General features: G+C 66.0%; 14 protein-coding genes. 3 read left to right on the top strand and 11 right to left on the bottom strand.

All coding sequences use genetic code 11. The features are described from left to right. Window positions 1–71: 71 nt before the first annotated feature. Window positions 72–1,130: a threonine aldolase family protein gene (locus B5F79_RS00130; protein ID WP_087216886.1), complete on the top strand. Its 1,059-nt coding sequence runs from the start codon at window positions 72–74 to the stop codon at window positions 1,128–1,130. A gap of 286 nt (window positions 1,131–1,416) precedes the next feature. On the opposite strand, the gene B5F79_RS00125 is transcribed toward B5F79_RS00130, so the two are convergent. The 6 genes from B5F79_RS00125 to B5F79_RS00100 form a co-directional block, all read right to left on the bottom strand. Beyond that, window positions 1,417–2,058 (bottom strand): HAD family hydrolase, encoded by a 642-nt coding sequence (locus B5F79_RS00125; protein ID WP_087216885.1) that lies wholly within the window; start codon window positions 2,056–2,058, stop codon window positions 1,417–1,419. Window positions 2,059–2,194: 136 nt separating this feature from the next. Then, a complete protein-coding gene (locus B5F79_RS00120) occupies window positions 2,195–2,653 on the bottom strand; it encodes a type II toxin-antitoxin system VapC family toxin (RefSeq protein WP_087216884.1) in 459 nt (152 codons plus the stop codon). After that, on the bottom strand, window positions 2,650–2,952 hold the full coding sequence (locus tag B5F79_RS00115; RefSeq protein ID WP_087216883.1) for a type II toxin-antitoxin system RelB/DinJ family antitoxin: 303 nt from the start codon (window positions 2,950–2,952) through the stop codon (window positions 2,650–2,652). Before B5F79_RS00115 ends, B5F79_RS00120 begins: the two co-directional genes overlap by 4 nt. Before the next feature lie 198 nt (window positions 2,953–3,150). Next, entirely contained in the window at window positions 3,151–3,777 is a 627-nt protein-coding gene (locus tag B5F79_RS00110) for a DUF47 domain-containing protein (RefSeq protein ID WP_087216882.1), read from the bottom strand. A gap of 69 nt (window positions 3,778–3,846) precedes the next feature. Then, the gene (locus B5F79_RS00105; RefSeq protein WP_087216881.1) at window positions 3,847–4,896 is read right to left on the bottom strand and encodes an inorganic phosphate transporter; all 1,050 of its coding nucleotides are present in this window, start codon (window positions 4,894–4,896) and stop codon (window positions 3,847–3,849) included. 244 nt (window positions 4,897–5,140) lie between these two features. Next, the gene (locus B5F79_RS00100; protein WP_087216880.1) at window positions 5,141–6,589 is read right to left on the bottom strand and encodes a glycoside hydrolase family 1 protein; all 1,449 of its coding nucleotides are present in this window, start codon (window positions 6,587–6,589) and stop codon (window positions 5,141–5,143) included. A gap of 182 nt (window positions 6,590–6,771) precedes the next feature. On the opposite strand from B5F79_RS00100, the gene B5F79_RS00095 reads away from it, so the two are divergent. Continuing rightward, window positions 6,772–7,629 (top strand): MurR/RpiR family transcriptional regulator, encoded by an 858-nt coding sequence (locus B5F79_RS00095; protein ID WP_087216879.1) that lies wholly within the window; start codon window positions 6,772–6,774, stop codon window positions 7,627–7,629. 418 nt (window positions 7,630–8,047) lie between these two features. On the opposite strand, the gene B5F79_RS00090 is transcribed toward B5F79_RS00095, so the two are convergent. The 5 genes from B5F79_RS00090 to B5F79_RS00070 all read right to left on the bottom strand — a co-directional run bounded on the left by B5F79_RS00090 (window position 8,048) and on the right by B5F79_RS00070 (window position 13,708). Beyond that, window positions 8,048–9,037 (bottom strand): ABC transporter ATP-binding protein, encoded by a 990-nt coding sequence (locus tag B5F79_RS00090; protein ID WP_087216878.1) that lies wholly within the window; start codon window positions 9,035–9,037, stop codon window positions 8,048–8,050. A 2-nt stretch (window positions 9,038–9,039) separates the two neighbouring features. Next, entirely contained in the window at window positions 9,040–10,029 is a 990-nt protein-coding gene (locus B5F79_RS00085; RefSeq protein ID WP_087216877.1) for an ABC transporter ATP-binding protein, read from the bottom strand. Between the two features lie 10 nt (window positions 10,030–10,039). Beyond that, window positions 10,040–10,945, bottom strand: coding sequence for an ABC transporter permease (locus B5F79_RS00080; RefSeq protein WP_087216876.1), 906 nt, complete (start codon window positions 10,943–10,945; stop codon window positions 10,040–10,042). Between the two features lie 9 nt (window positions 10,946–10,954). Further along, entirely contained in the window at window positions 10,955–11,875 is a 921-nt protein-coding gene (locus B5F79_RS00075; RefSeq protein WP_087216875.1) for an ABC transporter permease, read from the bottom strand. A 123-nt stretch (window positions 11,876–11,998) separates the two neighbouring features. Further along, window positions 11,999–13,708: an ABC transporter substrate-binding protein gene (locus B5F79_RS00070; protein ID WP_087216874.1), complete on the bottom strand. Its 1,710-nt coding sequence runs from the start codon at window positions 13,706–13,708 to the stop codon at window positions 11,999–12,001. Between the two features lie 263 nt (window positions 13,709–13,971). Here B5F79_RS00070 and B5F79_RS00065 point away from each other — a divergent pair, with 263 nt between their 5' ends. Beyond that, window positions 13,972–15,303: an alpha-L-fucosidase gene (locus tag B5F79_RS00065; RefSeq protein ID WP_241147203.1), complete on the top strand. Its 1,332-nt coding sequence runs from the start codon at window positions 13,972–13,974 to the stop codon at window positions 15,301–15,303. Window positions 15,304–15,305: the final 2 nt, after the last annotated feature.

Genomic DNA, 15,305 nt, shown 5'->3' with positions numbered 1-15,305 from the left:
GGCGCGGCGGGTTGCTGAGGTTGTAACATTGCTGGGACACGAACCCAGCCCCAGAAGAGCCGAGGCACACCATGCGCATGTTCCGCAACGACTACTCCGAGGGCGCGGCACCCGAGATCATGGCCGCGCTCGTGGCGACCAACGACGAGCAGACCGTCGGCTACACCGAGGGCGACGCCCACTGCGAGCGCGCCCGCGAGCTCATCCGCGCGGCGTGCGGGCGGGACGACGTGGACGTGGAGTTCTGCATCGGCGGAACGTCGGCCAACGTCATCGGCGTGACCGGGCTGCTGCGCGACTGGGAGGGCGCCGTCTGCACGCCGGACGCCCACATCAACGTGCACGAGACCGGAGCCGTGGCGGCGTGCGGGCGCACCGTGCTGCCCACGGACGACCGCGACGGCTTCCTCTCCCCCGAGGCCGCCGAGCGCGTCTGGCGCTTCCAGACCTCGACGGGTCGCCACATGACGCGGCCGGGCTGCGTCTACATCTCCGACACCACCGAGATAGGCGGCGTATGGGACCTCGAGCGCTTCGACGCGATCTGCGACTGGGCGGACGGTCACGAGCTGCCGGTCTTCCTCGACGGAGCGCGGCTGGGCAGCGGCCTCACCTCCCCCGCCGCGGGCGGCCTCACGCTGGAGCACATCGCCAGGCGCTGCGGGGCGCTCTACATCGGCGGCACCAAGAACGGCATGCTCATGGGCGAGGCCATGGTCATCTCCGACCCGCGCCTGCGCGAGGCCTTCCCGTTCCTCCAGAAGGAGCGCGGCGGGCTGCTCGCCAAGGGGCGCCTGCTCGGCGTGCAGTTCGAGGCGGCCTTCGAGCAGCCGACAGACGGCGGCGGCGAGGCGCTCTACTGGAGGCTCGCGCGCCATGCCAACGAGTGCGCGCTCAGGCTGCGCTCCGGCATGCGCGACCTTGGCTTCGAGCCGTACGGTGACTCCGCCTCCAACCAGCAGTTCTTTGTCATGACACCGGCGCAGCGCGACGCCTTCGAGGCCGCGTGCGGCTGCGAGACCTTCTATGAGCTTCCGGACGGCAACGTGGTCGCGCGCTTCGTCTGCTCCTGGGCCACACGCCAGGAGGACGTCGACGAGCTCCTGGCTCTCGCTGAATCTCTGGCTTAGACCGGGGCGCCCGGGCTGCAAATCTTGCCTTCGGGCCGGTGATTTGCCGGGCCAGCTGCAAAACCGGCCTTCGGGTCAGTGGATTTTGGGGCCAGCCGCGCGCATTCTGCGGGAGCATAGCACCGTTCTCCCATATGAGCTTTAGGCCGCTCTTTGGTATTCAAGCTCTGGGACACATTTTCCACCGGCCCGAACGGGGTTTTTGCATCCACGGGCCCCGATCACTGTCCCGAAGCCAGGTTTTGCACTCACCCCGCCGAGCCACCGGCGGCCGAAGAGGCCGGAGCTACAGCTCGAGCCCCACGAAGGTATCGATGAGCTCGTCGGCGGCGCTCAGGTCCTGGCCGATGGCGCAGCGCGTGCAGCCAATCGTGTAGCAGCCCGCCGCCTGCCCCGCCGCAACGCCCGTCGAGGAATCCTCGAACACCACCGCATGCCTCGCGTCCACGCCAAGGAACTCGAGCGCTCGCCGGTAGGGCTCCGGGTCCGGTTTGCAGCGCGTGACCATGTCCCCGAAGACCATCACGTCAAAGAGGTCGGTCGCGCGCAGGCGGTTGAGCGCCGTGAGGACGCAGCGGGCGATCGTGGTCGAGACCAGGCCCACGGCGATGCCGCGCTCCCTAAGGCCCGCCAGAAGCTCGCGCACACCAGGCTCGAGCTCGAGGTCCGCCTCGGAGTACGTGCGGTAGCAGTGGTCGCGCAGGCGCTCGTAGTCGTCAATCGTGTGGGGAGAGCCGTACTTCTCAAGCAGCGGCGGCACCACCACGCGGTCGTCCCCGCCCGAGAGGGCGTAGAGCTCCTCGTCCGGAATGGGCGCGCCGAGCTTGCCCAGCACCTCGCGCACGAGCACGAGGTTGTGGCGCTCCGTGTCGCAGAGCGTCCCGTCAAAGTCAAAGAGCACGGCGTCGATGCGCTCCGGGCGCGCCATCGCGGCCTCCTTAGGTCAGCGGTCGGGCAGACGGACGATTGGTGGCAGCAGTGTAGCAGACCACCGCTGACCTGCATGTCAAAGCATTTTGACACGCCCCGTCAACCCGCCGCTCCCACCGCAGCGCTGACACCCCTCAGAGCTCGATCACGGCGTACGAAACGCGGTTGCGCCGCTCCATCCACGAGAAGAACTCCTCGGGCGTACGCACGGGAATCGCGGAGCGCTCGAAGTCGCGCGCGTTTCTCGTCACGATGACGGACGCATCGATGCTCGTGGCAACCTGGTACACCAGCGCGTCCTCGAAGTCGGGCCAGTCGGAGTCCAGCGCGCGGTCGACCTCGCGCTCTCCCGGGGCGCACACGCGCACAAAGCGCCTCAGTGCCCGCAGCGCATCTCGCGCCGCAGACACGCACGACGGGCGCCCGCCGTTGCTCAGCACGTAGAACACGTCGGTCACCTGCGATGAGCTCATCCAGAGCTCATAGTCCCCCATCTCGGCAAAGACCATGAGCTTCCGCGCGAGCTCGTAGAAGTCACCGCGTCGGGCGAGAAAGTCAACGAGCACGTTGCTGTCCACGAGCACGCGAATCATCGACCGTCCCCCATCAGGCCGTCGTCGGAAAGCCGCTCCATCCGAGCCCGTCTCACGTCCATTGCCGCAAACCGCGCGTCAAGCTCGACCTTGGGCACGGCGTCCACCGCCGCGACGGCGGCACGCAGCCGCTCTCCCCGCTCCTCCTCGGGAGCCGAGAAGGGCAGCGCGCGCCGGGAGATGACGTAGTCATACAGCTCGTTAATCACCTGAGAGGCGTTGGTCCCAAGCTCCCTGAGCACCTGGTTGCCCAGTTCCTTCTTGGCCTGCGACATCCGGCCCGTAACCATCGCGTCCACGGTCCACCTCCTCGAAGCGTTGTACCGTACAACAACTATATCACGCCACGCCCCCCACAGCGGCTAGAGAATCCGCTCAGAGACGACCGCCCCGCCGGCACCTCCGACTTTCTAAGCAGGATCTTTCGCGAAGCGCAGTCCTGCGTGAAAGTCGGAGGGGCCGGCGGGGCGGCAAAGCGCGATGAGACGTTCTTCTCGCTATGCGTCCTTCATGATGATGTCGCGCACGATGCCGGAGACGCGGTCGCACGCGTCGAGGCAGAGCTCCATGCGGTCGAAGATGCGCAGCCAGGTGACCGCGTACTTGCCGGAGGCGTCCTCCTCGTCGGAGAAGAGGCGGCGCAGCGCCTGCTGGTAGACGGTGTCGCCCTCGTCCTCCACGGTGCCCACGCTGATGGCCTTCTCCAGGACCACGCGGTCCTTCTTGTAGTCGGGCAGGTGGTCGATCATCTCCTGCATCTCGTGGACGGCGTGGACCGTGAGCTCGGAGATCTGCTTGGCCTCGATGCGCAGGTCGCCGATGTTGAAGAGGTCAAGGCGCACCGCCACGCCGTACATGGAGTCAACCACGTCGTCCAGGGCAAGGGCGAGCGACGAGATGTCCTCGCGGTCGATGGGGGTGATGAAGGAGGTGTAGAGCTTGGCCATGATGGCCTTGACGCGCTCGTCGGCCTTGGACTCGTAGACCTTCATCTGCGGGATGGAGCTCATGGACTCCGGGAAGTTGCAGATGATCTCGTTGTACTCGTCCGCGGCGTCGACGATGAGCGCGGCGAACTCCTTGAGCATGGTGTAGAACTCGTCTTCCTTCTTGATGCGGGGCATGTGGACTCCTTTTCGGGTTGGGCGATAGGAACGGTTGAGAAGAACGGCGGGCTCGCCGCTCAAGCGTGACTAGAACAGGACGAGGAAGAGCTTGGCGAGCAGAAAGCCGATGACGCCGCAGCCCGGGAACGTGAAGACCCAGGTGAGGACCATCTCCTTGGCCACGCCCCAGTTGACGGACTTGGGGTCCTTGGCGGCGCCGGCACCCATGATGGCGGCGGTCTTGGTGTGCGTAGTGGAGACGGGCAGGCCCGTCAGCGTGGCAATGAGCAGGCTCGCCGTGGCCGAGACGGAGGCGGCGAAGCCCTGGTACTTGTCCAGGCGCACCATCTCCATGCCCACCTTCTTGATGATCTTCTTGCCGCCCACGGCGGTGCCGATGGCCATCACCGCGGCGCACATCACCATGATCCAGAGCGGGAACCCGCCCATCTCCCCCACCGTCAGGTTGAGCGAGAGCGCGATGGCGAGCATGGCGGTGGACATGAACTTCTGGCCGTCCTGCGCGCCGTGCATGAGGGCCACGCCCGCGGCGCCGAGCACCTGCATGCGGCCAAAGAAGTTGTTGGCCGTGCGACGGTCGGCGTTCTTGCAGGCGATGGGGATGATCTTGGAGATCACCCAGCCGGCGATGAAGCCCAGGACGGTGGAGAGCACGAGGCCGTAGACGACCTTGATCCACTCGCCCATGTTGACGCCGTCGAGGCCGCCGGAGACCGCGAGCGCGGCGCCCGTGAGGCCGGCGATGAGCGCGTGGCTCTCCGAGGTGGGGATGCCAAAGAGCCAGGCCCCCACGCCCCAGGCCACGATGCCCACGGTGGCGGCGGCAAGCGCTATGAGCGCGGCGTGCGTGTCCCCGCCAAAGTCCACCATGCCGGAGATGGTGTCCGCGACGGCCGTGGAGATGAACGACATCGCCACGAGGCCCACGAAGTTGCAGACGACGGACATGAAGATTGCCGAGTCGACGTCGATGGAGCGGGTTCCCACCGGCTCGGCGATGGCGTTCGCGGCGTCGGTGGCGCCGTTCACGAAGATGGTCCCCATGACGAGGAGCATGACGATGATCAAGAAGGGGTTGCTCGACAGGACGCCGAGGAACTGGTCAAAGCTAATCAAGGGCGCACTCGCTTCCTTTACCGGCCGCGCACGCTGCGTGTCGGCCAATTGTCACAGCTTTGTAAACGACTGATAAGGATAGCGTAAAGTGCCCGGGAGAAACGGCGAGAAGAACCGTGTTAGGCCGACCGTTCGCCGTAGCTTACAGGAAGCTTACAATACGCCGCCGCGAAGAGGCGTGTGCGAAAGGGGGTCGGGTCCCTTTTCGCACACGCCCCGTCTGTTAATTGGGGACAGTCCCCAATTAACAGACGCCGTTGGAGCGGATGATCTGCTGGTACGCGTAGAAGCTGTCCTTGCGGATGCGAGAGTAGTCGCCCGTGCCGTCGTCGTGCTTGTCCACGTAGATGAAGCCGTAGCGCTTGCGCATCTCGCCGGTGCCGGCGGAGACCAGGTCGATCGGGCCCCACCAGGTGTAGCCGATGAGGTCCACGCCGTCGTCGATGGCCTCGCCCATCGCCGCCACGTGCTTCCTCAGGTAGTCGATGCGGTACGGGTCGTGCACGCGCGGCGTGCCGTCCGCGTCCTTCTCGACCTCGTCGAGGGCGCCCATGCCGTTCTCCACCACCATCATCGGGATCTGGTAGCGCGCGTAGATCTGGTTGAGGGCGATGCGCAGGCCCGTGGGGTCCACCTGCCAGCCCCAGTCCGTGCTCTCGAGGTAGGGGTTCTTGCCGCCGGAGACCATGTTGCCTCCCGTGACCTCGGCGTCCCCGTGCGTGGTCACCGTGTTGGACATGTAGTAGCTAAAGGTGTAGAAGTCCACCTTGCCGGCGGCGATGTCCTCGAGGTCGCCCGGCTCCACCTGCAGCTCCACGCCGTGCTCGCGCCAGTAGCGGCGCGCGTAGTACGGGTAGGCGCCGCGCACCTGCACGTCGGAGCAGTACCAGTTCATGCGGTCCATCTCCACCTGGTTGGCCCACACGTCCGCCGGGTCGCAGGTGGCGGCGTAGGTGAGGATGAAGCAGTCCATGTTGCCCATCTTGAGCTCGGGATAGCGCTCGTGGGCATAGCGCACCACGCGACCCGAGGCCACGAACTGGTGGTGGAGCGCCTGGTAGCACTGCTGCGGCGTGAGCTCCACGGCCGAGGCCGGGCCCTCGAAGCCGCGGATCATAGAGGTCTCAAAGAGCGCCCCGGCAGACGACGCGCCAAGGTTGATCTCGTTGAACGTGAGCCACCAGCGCACCTTCTCGTGATAGCGGTCGAGGACGGTCCTTGCGTAGCGCTCGAAGAGCTCGATGAGCTCGCGGCTCTCCCAGCCGTTGTACCTCTCCACCAGCGCATAGGGCATCTCGTAGTGAGAGAGCGTCACCAGAGGCTCGATGCCGTGCGCGCGACAACAGTCGAAGACGCGGTCGTAGAACGCCAGGCCCGCCTCGTTGGGCTCGGCCTCCGTGCCCGTGGGGAAGATGCGGCTCCAGGCGATGGACATGCGGTACATGTTGAAGCCCATCTCGGCAAAGAGCGCGATGTCCTCCTCGTAGCGGTGGTAGAAGTCGATGCCGTCGTGGTTGGGGTAGAACCGGTCGGGGTCGATCTCTATCGTGATCTCGCGCGGGGTATCCACCGAGCCGCCGAGGAAGTGGTCGTCCACGGACGGGCCGCGCCCGTCCACGTCCCACGCGCCCTCGAGCTGGTTGGCCGCCGTCGCGCCGCCCCAGAAGAATCCCTCGGGGAAAGTAACCGCCATGATGTGCCGCCTTTCTTCTCGCCCTTGCCTCTGGTCACAGTATGGCGCAGACATGCGGTCACGGTCTTGGTATCAGGCAAGTGGATAGGTCTTTTCGCTGCTTGAGCAATGCGAACGAGCTCTGCTGATACGTTCTGATATCTTTTCTGGTGAAGAGTGCACGGCAAGAAGAACGGAGCGTCATGGACGTCAGGCGTCGCATACGCGAGGCGCGCGACCTCACCCCGACCGAGCAGCAGCTCGGCCAGAGCGTCCTCGCGCTGGAGGACCGCCTGCGGGACCTCACGATCAAGGAGCTGGCGCGGGCCGCGTCCGTGTCCGTCCCCACGGTTCACCGCTTCTGCCGAAAGCTGGGCCTCACCGGCTACAAGGAGCTCAAGGTCGAGCTGGCGCGGGTCTCGGCGGCGGAGGCCGGGACGACGCCAGTCGACATCAACTTCCCGTTTTCTCCCGGGGAGGAGGCGGGCAGCGTCGCGACACACATCCGAGCGCTCTACGAGGCCACGCTGCGAGACACGCGCGAGCTTCTGGACCCGGCGGAGCTCGACCGCGCCGCCGTTCTTCTCGCCAAGGCCGGGCGCATAGACATCTACACGCAGTCTCACAACCTCTTTCCCGCGCAGATGCTCTGCGAGCGCCTGCTCTCCGTGGGTCGCGACGTCACCTGCCACGAACGCGACGAGCGGCAGATACGCCAGGCCCTCGCCTCCTGCGAAGACGACGTAGCGGTGATGATCTCCTACTCCGGGCTTAACCCGCACCTGCGCAGCCTCGTCCCCGTGCTCGAGGAGCGCCGCGTTCCCGTGATCTTCGTGGGAACGCCCGCCGCCCACCGGCGCAACCCCGGCCTCGACGCGTACCTGGCGGTGAGCGACCGCGAGGACCTCCAGGACCGCATCACCCAGTTTGCGAGCCACGTTGGCGTGCAGTACGTGCTCGACGCCCTCTTTGGCTGCATGTTCTCGCGTGCCTACGAGAAGAACCTGGCGTTCCTGAGGGCATCGCTCCCCTACACCCGTCTTCCGGCACCGGAGGGGTGAGCCCGCCGCAGTGGGGACGCCACCCGCGCCGGCGGCTCGAGCGAGTTGGGTTTTTCGGAGGCGGGGCACAAGATCGGGCAGTAGGTGTCACAAAATGCTTGGCCAGGGCACGCCCCATGTCGCGAGCCCTCGTTCTTCTTGGCAGGCAACTCATTGTTGCATGATGTTTTTAACGGATTAAACTGTCCCTCGAGGATGCTGACGAGAAGGACGGGCTGAATGTCACGCAACGCCGTGCCCTGGCCCCACATTGCGCAACGCCCGGGCGGCCCATCGTGCCCTGGCCCAAAATGACGCGACGGCGCTCCGCAGCCAAGCACGCGACGGACCGGCGTTCAACCGAAACAGCGGCCGCCGGACGCAGCTCAGGCGTCCGGCGGCCCGCGTAACATGACAAAGGGACTGTCCCCCTGTCAAGTTAGAGGGTGTTGCCGGGGAAGTGGCAGTTCACGAAGTGACCCGGCTTGACCTCCTTGGTCGGCGGAACCTCCGCCTTGCACTTCTCGGTGGCGTGAGGGCAGCGCGTGTGGAACGGGCAGCCCTTGGGGATGTTGGTGGGGCTGGGAAGGTCGCCCTCGATGAGCACGTGCTTCTTCTCGATCTCCGGGTCAGCCACGGGAACGGCGGAGAGCAGCGCCTGGGTGTAGGGGTGCTGCGGGTTGGAGTAGAGCTCCTCGTTGGGCGCGATCTCCATGATGTGTCCGAGGTACATGACGCCGATGCGGTCGGAGATCATCTCCACCACGGCGAGGTCGTGGGAGATGAAGAGGTACGTGAGGTTGTACTCCTCCTGGACGTCGCGCAGGAGGTTCAGGACCTGCGCCTGGATGGAGACGTCGAGCGCCGAGACCGGCTCGTCGGCCATGATGAGCTTGGGGTTGACCGAGAGGGCGCGCGCGATTCCGATGCGCTGGCGCTGGCCGCCGGAGAACTCGTGCGGGTAGCGCTCGCCGTGGGCGGGCGACAGGCCGACGACGCCCAGCAGCTCGTGGACGCGCTTGAGGCGCTCGCCCGGGGACATCTTGGTGTGAATGAGCATGGGCTCGCCGATGATGTCCTGGACCTTCATGCGCGGGTTGAGCGAGCCGTACGGGTCCTGGAAGACCATCTGCATCTCGGAGCGGAGCGGCCTGACCTCCTTCTCGGGCAGGTGCGCGATGTCCTTGCCCTCGAAGATGATCTCGCCCTCGTCCGGGGCGATGAGGCGGTTGATGAGGCGGCTCGTGGTGGACTTGCCGCAGCCGGACTCGCCCACGAGCGAGAAGGTCTCGCCGGGGTAGATGTCAAAGCTCACGTTGTTGACGGCGTGAACCCACTTGTTGGGGCGACCGAAGAAGCTCTTGCCCACCGGGAACTGCTTGGAGAGGTTGCGCACGGAGAGCAGGGGCTTGTTCTCAGTTGCTGCCATGCCTAGGCCCCCTTTCTAACGTTTTCGTGGAAGGGGCAGGCGCACTTGTGGTCTTCGCCCACCTTGATGAGCTCGGGCAGCTTCTCGCCGCACGACGGCTGCGCGTACTTGCAGCGCGGCGCGAAGCGGCAGCCCTTGGGCATGACCGAGAGGTCGGGCACCGAGCCGGGGATGGACGGAAGACGGTGCACGCGGCGGCCCAGCTTGGGCACGGACTCGATGAGGCCCTTGGTGTAGGGGTGCTGCGGGTTGCGGAAGAGCTCCTTGACGGGGGCCTCCTCCACGATGTTGCCCGCGTACATGACGATGACGCGGCTGCAGGTCTCCGCCACGACGCCGAGGTCGTGCGTGATGAGCAGGATGCCCGTGTTGCGCTTGTTGCGGATGTCCTCCATGAGGGCCAGGATCTGGGCCTGGATGGTCACGTCGAGGGCCGTGGTGGGCTCGTCGGCGATGAGCAGCTTGGGCTCGCAGGCCATGGCCATGGCGATCATCACGCGCTGGCACATGCCGCCGGAGAGCTCGTGCGGGTAGTTGCGCAGCGTCATCTCGGGCTCGGGGATGCCCACGAGCTTGAGGGAGCGCACGCAGCGCTCGTGGATCTCCTGCTTGGAGAGGCCCTTGTTGTGGAGCGAGATGGCCTCGGTGAGCTGGTTCTCGATGCGCATGATGGGATCGAGGGCGCTCATGGGCTCCTGGAAGATCATCGAGATCTCGTTGCCGCGGATGGAGCGCATCTCGGCCTCGGAGAGGTCGAGGATGCTCTTGCCGCCGAAGTTGATCTCGCCCGTGAGGCGGGTGTTGAGCTTGGAGTGCAGGCGCATGACGGAGAGCGAGGTCACGGACTTGCCGCAGCCGGACTCTCCCACCAGGCCCACGATCTCGCCGGCGCGCACCTGGAAGGAGACGCCGTTGACGGCCGTGATCCAGTCCTTCTTGCCGCGCTTGAACTCGGTCTTGAGGTTCTTGACCTCGAGCAGTGTTTCAGCCATGAGAACCTCCTTAGTTGAGCTTGGGATCGAGCGTGTCGCGCAGGCCGTCACCAAAGAGGTTGAACGCCAGCACCGTGAGGAAGATCACGAGGCCCGGGAAGAGGACCAGGTGCGGGGCGATGGCCAGGTAGTTGCGGCCCTGGGAGAGGATGGCGCCCCACTCGGCCTGGGTGACCGACGCGCCAAAGCCCAGGAACGAGAGCGAGGACGCGGAGAGGATGGCGCCGCCGATGTTCATCGTGAAGTTGACGATGAGGGCCTGCATCGTGCCGGGGAACACGTGCACGAACATGGTGCGCGCGTTGCTGCAGCCGATGGACTTGGCCACCTCGACGTAGAGCTCGCCGCGCACCTCGAGCACCGCGCCTCTGATGATGCGCGCGAACGAGGGCACGGTGAACACCGCGAGGCCGATCATGATGTTGGTGATGCCCGGACCGATGATGGCGACGATGGCGATGGCGAGGAGGATCGAGGGGAACGCGAACATGACGTCGCAGATGCGCATCACGATCGAGTCCAGGATGCCGCCGAAGAAGCCGGCCATGAGGCCGAGCACGACGCCGCCCGCGGTGCCCAGCAGCGTGGCCGTAAGGGCCGTGCCGATGGAGAGCTGCGTGCCCGCGATGATGCGGGAGAAGACGTCGCGGCCGAACTCGTCCGTGCCCCAGATGTGCCTGGCGTTGGGGCCGGCAAGGATGGCGCTGTAGTCGTAGGCGTTGGGGTCGTACGGGGTGATCATGGGGCCAATCACCGCGAGGATGAGGATGGCCACGATGATGACGAAGCCGAGAACCGCGGTCTTGCGGCGCAGGAACTTCTTCAGGAAGTCCTTCACCTGGCTCTGTGCGCGGGGCAGCTCCTCGCCCGAGGCGAACTCGCCCTGAGCGGGCTTCTTGGTAGTGGTGTCTGCCATTGCTCGCTCCTATTCGTATCTCACTCGTGGGTTGATGATGCCGTAGAGCACGTCGGCTATCAGGTTGATGGCCATGTACTCGAACGAGAAGAACAGGATGAGCGCCTGGACCACCTCGTAGTCACGGAAGCCGATGGAGTCGACCAGCAGGCGTCCGAGGCCCGGGATCGAGAAGACCGTCTCCACGACGACGGAGCCGGCGATGAGGGCGCCGATCTGCAGGGCGGTGACGGTGATGATGTCGATCGAGGAGTTCTTGAAGGCGTGGACCATGATGACGCGGGACTCGGGCAGGCCCTTGGCACGTGCGGTGCGGATGTAGTCCTTTCCGAGGTTCTCGATCATGGACGAGCGCGTGACGCGGGCGAGGATGCACATGATGCCGGCGCCCATGGCCACGGAGGGCAGGATGTATCCCGTCCAGTCCGTGAGGCCACCCGTGGGGAGAAGCCGCAGGTTGACGGCGAAGATCTGCATGAGCTGCAGGCCCAGCCAGAAGTTCGGCAGCGAGATGCCGGCGATGGCGATGAGCATGCCGATGAGGTCGAGCGCGCGGCCGCGGTTGATGGCGGCGATGACGCCGATGGCGACGCCGAGGATGACCGACCAGGTGATCGAGCAGATGGTCAGGTACATGGTGATCGGCAGGCGCGGGGCGAGAAGCTCGACCACGGACGTGTTGTTCGTGAACGAGTGGCCCAGGTCGCCGTGGAAGATGCCGGTGAACCAGTCGACGAACTGCGGGACGAGCGGCTGGTCGAGGCCGAGCTGCGTGCGGATTGCCTCGATCTCGCCGATGGTGGCGGTGGGGCCGCCGATCTGGCGGGCGGGGTCGCCCGGGATGAGTCGGATGAACAAGAAGACAATGATGGAGACCACGAACATGAGCGGGATCATGCTCAGGATTCGCTTGACGACGTACTTCCCCATATAGCCCCCCTCCTTCTCTCATATGGGTTCGAACGAGGAAGAAGCCAGCCCCCGCTTGCGACGGGGGCTGGCAGCTACCTCGTCCCTAACGATGCGACGCGGACCGCATGGTCCTTGTCGGCCTTAGACGTTGAGCGTGGCGTGGATGACGTCGATGCCCTGCGGCACGTACTTGATGCCGTTGAGGTACGCCTTGTAGGAGAGCAGGGTGTTGTCGGAGGCGAGGTACAGCCACGGGCACTCCGCCCAGGCGATGTCCTGGCACTTGCCGTAGTGCTCGTTCTGCTCCTCGACGGTGGGGGCGGCGTTGCCGGCCTCGAGCTCGGCGTCGAACTCCTCGTTCTTCCAGAAGGCGGTGTTGTAGCCGGTGGGCGGCACCATGGCGCTGGAGAGGAGCGAGCGGAGGAAGCCGTCCGGGTCGGACTGGGACCAGTTGACGTACCACATCTGGAGCTCGGTGGTGTCCTCGGGCTCGGCGGCGATCTCGGCGTTGGTCGCGGCCTCGTTGGGCAGGACGTTCACGTGGACGCCGATCTGCTCGAGCTGCTGCATGACGAACGTGGCGCCCTTGGTCTCCTGCGTGGAGTTGTCGCAGATGACGCTGACCTCGAAGCCGTCGGCGTAGCCGGCCTCCTCGAGCAGGCTCTTGGCCTTCTCCAGGTCGTACTCGTACGGGGTCTGGGCCTTGTAGCCGGGCACCATCTCGGGCAGGACGGAGGTCGCCGGGGTGGCGGCGCCGGAGTACATGACCTTGACGTACTCGTCCTGGTTGAGGGCGTGGTTCAGGGCCTGGCGCACCTTGACGTCGGAGAGCGGCTCGTAGTTGGTGTTGAGCGTGACGTAGCGCATCGTCGTGGACTCGAGGGAGACCATGTTGATGTCGCCGGCGGCGCGCACGGTGGCAACCTGGTCGGTGGGCATCGGGTAGATGGCCGTGGCCTCGCCCGTCTGGAGGGCGGCGATGCGGGAGCCGGCCTCGGGGACCACGCGGAAGTCGATGCGGTCGATCGAGGGCGCCTCGCCCCAGTAGTCCTCGTTGCGAAGGATGCTCACGTGGTCGCCCTGGGCGTACTCCTCCAGGACGTAGGGGCCGGAGCCCGCGGACTTCTTGGAGTAGTCCCAGCTGGAGTCGGCGAGGGCGGCGGGGCTGATGAGGTAGAACTGCGTCACGGAGTTCATGAAGGGCGCGTAGGGCGTGGGCAGGTGGAACTCGACCGTGTAGTCGTCAACGGCCGTGCAGGAGTCGATGCGGACCTCCTCGGTGTTCTCGTCGATGGTCTCGATGAACATGCGGCGACGGCGCCAGTTGTTGTCCTTGTCGATGGCGGCCTCGTAGTTGGCCACGACGGCGGCGGCGTTGAGGGGCTCGCCGTCGGTGAAGGTGATGCCCTCGTGCAGGTGGAAGGTGTAGGTGCAGGCGTCGTCGGAGACGTCGTAGGAGTCTGCGGCGCGCGGCTGGAGCTCGTAGTTCTCGTCCAGGTCATAGAGCGAGTCGTAGATGTAGTACACGACGTTGCCGGAGTTGCCGTCGGACCAGTCCATCGGGTGCATCTCCTGGAACTCGCCCTCGAAGGCGAGGACGCACTCGTTCTTGGGGGCCTTGCCGTCGGTGTTGGTGGCGCGGACGACGAAGCCCTCGTCGTCGGCCTCGATGAGCTCGACCGCGGACGTGCTGGTGTCGCCGGTGTCGCCGGTGTCACCGGTGTCGCCCGTGCCGCCGCCGGAGCAGCCGGCGAGGCCGAGGCCCGCGACCGTGGCGCCAGCAGCCGCGACGGTGCCCACGAAACCGCGGCGCGTCATGTTGAGCTTGCCGTTAAGCTGGTCGTTCCTCATGTCAGATCCTCCCTTCGGCGCCCGTCCTCCCCGGTCGGGCGCGCCTCCTGTTTTGGCCGCCAGAGGCAACCAATTTGTGACGGTCAGCTGGCGCAGTTCTCACCATTTTGTGACCTCATTGAATACTACGCGCAAATCGGGTACAAACGTGAGGCTCGAAACGGCGAGCGGAACCTTTCACCAGCTTGAAATGCACGCTCGCGGGTTTACGAAACAGCAAATTAATAGTCTGGCGTCCTAAACGATGGGAAGGGGTGGCCCGCTTGGCGTTCCGGTTCGACCGCGCCCGCTACGACGAGCGCATGCGGTGGTGGCTGCACGACCGCTTTGGGATGTTCATCCACTTTGGCCTCTACAGCATCCCCGCGCGCGGGGAGTGGGTGCGCAGCACCGAGGAGATGCCCGAGGAGGACTACCTCCCCTACTTCCGGGAGTTCGACCCCTCCGCGCTGGACGCGCGCGACTGGGCGAGAAGGGCGCGCGAGGCCGGCATGCGCTACGCCGTCCTCACGGCCAAGCACCACGACGGCTTCTGCCTCTTTGACACCGCCACCACCGACTTCAAGTCCACGAACACCCCCTTCGGGCGCGACATCGTGGCCGAGTTCCTGGACGCCTTCCGCGCCGAGGGCCTGCGCGTGGGCCTCTACTACTCGCTCATCGACTGGCACCACCCGGACTTCCCGCAGTACGGCGACCGCCAGGCCCCGCTGCGCAACGACCCCGTGGCCGGCTGCAACGACAACCGCGTCTTCGACCGCTACCTCGACTACATGCACGAGCAGGTGCGCGAGATCTGCACCAACTACGGCAAGCTCGACCTGCTGTGGTTCGACTTCTCCTACGACGACCTGCGCGGCGAGGCCTGGCGCGGCACCGAGCTCATGGAGATGGTCCGCGAGCTCCAGCCGGACGTGGTGACCAACAACCGCATCGAGGTCTCCGGCGAGGGCTACGGCTCGCTCGCCGCGTGCGACCCCAAGCCCTACCACGGCGACTTCGTCACGCCCGAGAAGATCGTCCCGCCGCAGGGCATCCGCGACGTGGAGGGACGCCCCGTGGCCTGGGAGTCCTGCGTCACCATGAACGACAACTGGGGCTACTGCGCCACCGACAAGAACTACAAGCCCGCACCGCTCCTCCTGCACAAGCTCGTGGAGTGCGTCTCCAAGGGCGGCAACATGATCCTCAACGTGGGGCCCGACGCAACGGGTCGCATCCCGGACGAGTCCTGCCGCATCCTCGCGGAAATGGGCGCCTGGATGGGCCGCAACGGCGCCTCCGTCTACGGCTGCGGCCCCGCCGCGGGCGGCCCCGTCGACGCCGAGGCGCCCGAGGTCGGCCGCCTCACGCGCAACGGCCGCACCTACTACTTCCACCTCTACGAGAACGCCCTCGGCCCCGTGCCGCTGCTCGGCGTCCCCAAGGACCGCATCGAGAAGATCCGCCTCCTGAGGGACGGCACCGAGGTCCCGCTCTCCACCAGCTGGACGCACAGCGACTACCCCGACATCGCCTTCGCAGACCTCGGCCCCTCCGCAACCCTTCCCGACCCCGTCGACACCGTCCTCGCCGTGACCATCAAGGAGGCCTAAGC

This window comes from Olsenella sp. An285 (assembly GCF_002159625.1).
Taxonomy (GTDB): Bacteria; Actinomycetota; Coriobacteriia; order Coriobacteriales; family Atopobiaceae; genus Thermophilibacter; species Thermophilibacter avicola.
The sequence above is the reverse complement of the archived record's forward strand: the minus strand, read 5'-3'. Positions and strand labels throughout refer to the sequence as shown.